The sequence below is a fragment of the Mesorhizobium sp. M7A.F.Ca.CA.002.05.1.1 genome (assembly GCF_003998335.1).
Classification (GTDB): domain Bacteria; phylum Pseudomonadota; class Alphaproteobacteria; order Rhizobiales; family Rhizobiaceae; genus Mesorhizobium.
The window spans coordinates 1-2056 of record NZ_RZQI01000998.1; the positions used below are offsets into that span (position 1 = coordinate 1).

At 62.6% G+C, this 2056-nt stretch carries 2 protein-coding genes; both read right to left on the minus strand.

Going from position 1 to position 2056, the window contains the following annotated elements; genetic code table 11:
* On the minus strand, positions 1–538 hold a 538-nt coding region (locus EN939_RS31640), incomplete at its 3' end, for an ABC transporter permease (RefSeq protein WP_164751396.1).
* Between the two features lie 8 nt (positions 539–546).
* Positions 547–2056, minus strand: a 1510-nt coding sequence (locus tag EN939_RS31645; protein WP_245473241.1) for a sugar ABC transporter ATP-binding protein, incomplete at its 5' end; no start/stop codon positions are given.

Here is a 2056-nt window from a genome sequence, read left to right on the forward strand (position 1 = left end):
GTTTCCACGCTGCCAGGATCACGGCGATGCCCCAGAAAACCGGATAGGAAATGCCGAGGAAACTGCCCGAGACGGCATCGATGACGATCTCCGGCACGGTGCCACCGGAGACGGGACGCAGGATGCGCGTGATGCCGAGCACGATGTACTGCGTCGACAGCGTCGCGATGATCGGATGGACGTTGAAGCGGGTGATCGCCAGGCCGTTGGTCAGCCCGATGAGTGCCGCCAGCACGAAGACCGCCGGGATCAGCACGATCGCCGGCTGGTCGAGCGCCAGCACCGCGGTGGTGAAGCTGATGACCGAACCGACCGACAGGTCGAGCCCGCCGATGAGCACGACGACGAGCTGTCCGATCGCCGCGATGATCAGCGGCATCGCCTGGGCTACCAGGTTGAAGAGGTTTTCGGCCGTGGCGAACTGTGTCGTCTCGACGGCCAGCCACAGCGAAATGAGCAAGGCGACCAGAAGCGGCAGGCCCCACAGGCCTTGCCGGGTGTTCCGGCCACTCAGGATGTTGAAAAGCGAACGATGCATGGAGGCCCCTAATGCTGGCGCGTGGAACCGCCCATCAGGGCCGCGTCGAGGATCTTGTGTTCTGTCGCCTGCGCTGCCGGCATTTCGGCAACGATGGTATCGTCGTGGACGACGTAGATGCGATCGCAGAGCCCGATCAACTCGATCGTCTCACGCGACAGCACCAGCACGGCGCCGCCCTTGGCGGTAAAGTCGCGCAGCAGGTGGTAGATCTCGGACTTGGCGCCGATGTCGACTCCGCGGGTCGGCTCCTCGACCAGCAGAAGATCGAGATCGGCGGCCAGGTAGCGGCCGAGCAGAACCTTTTGCTGGTTGCCGCCGGACAGGGAGCCGACCGGCGCGGACGGCCCTGCCGCCTTTATGTTCATGACCTCCATCATGCGGGCGATCACGTTTCGATACGGCCGCGCCGCCGCGAGTTCGGATCGCCTCGAATGCAATCCGATGGCGATGTTGTGGGCGATCGGCAAAGCGAGGAAGAGCCCCTCTTCCTTGCGGTCCTCGGGAACGAAGCCGACCCTCAGCTGCTGCAAATGGCGAACGCCTGATGATGGCGGGAGCGGCATTTTCAGCGCTTTGCCGTTGACGGAAATCGTCCCGGCGGAGGGATGATAGCGGCCGATCAGCGATCTCAGGAAGCGCTGCTGGCCCTGTCCCTCCAGGCCGGCCAGGGCGACGATCTCGCCCTTGTGCAATGTCAGCGACAGCGGCCGCGATGTCTCGGTGATCCTCAGGTTCTCGACGCGCAGGATCTCGTCGCCTTTGTTATCAGTACGATCGGGAAAAAGGTCCTGGAGTTCGCGTCCGACCATCATGGCGATGAGTTCGTCGGTGGTGATCTCGGACACCATTCTTGTGCCGACCAGTGCGCCGTCCTTCAGCACCGTCACCGTGTCGCACAGCTCGAATATCTCCTCCATGCGATGCGAGATGTAGACGATGGCTTTTCCCTTATCGCGCAGCCGGCGGATGTTGCGGTTGAGCACATCGACATCGGCTGCGTTGAGCGCCGCCGTCGGCTCGTCGAGGATGAGCACGCTGGCGTCCGCCTGGATGCAATGCGCGATCTCGACGAATTGCCGCTCGGCTATGGTCAGGTTTGAAACGAGTTGCGACGGGTCGAGCGTGAGGCCGAGTTCGCCAAGCGCCTTGGCGGTCTGGCTGCTCATCACCCGATAATCGATCGAGCCGAACCGTGTCGTCGGCTCCCGGCCGAGAAACATGTTCTCGGCGATCGACAGATTGGGCAGCAGCGAATGCTCCTGGAAAACGGTCGAAATGCCGGCATCGAGTGCGGCTCGCGGCGATTTCAGATCGAGCTTCTCCCCGTTCATGAAGATCTCACCGGAATCGGGCTGATGCACGCCCGCCAGGATCTTCATCAACGTCGATTTGCCGGCGCCGTTCTCGCCCATCAGGGCGTGGACGCTGCCCGCCTTGAGATCGAGGGAAACGGAATGGAGCGCCCTGCTCCCTCCGAACGCCTTCGAAATGTGGGACATCTCGATAAGATTGGTC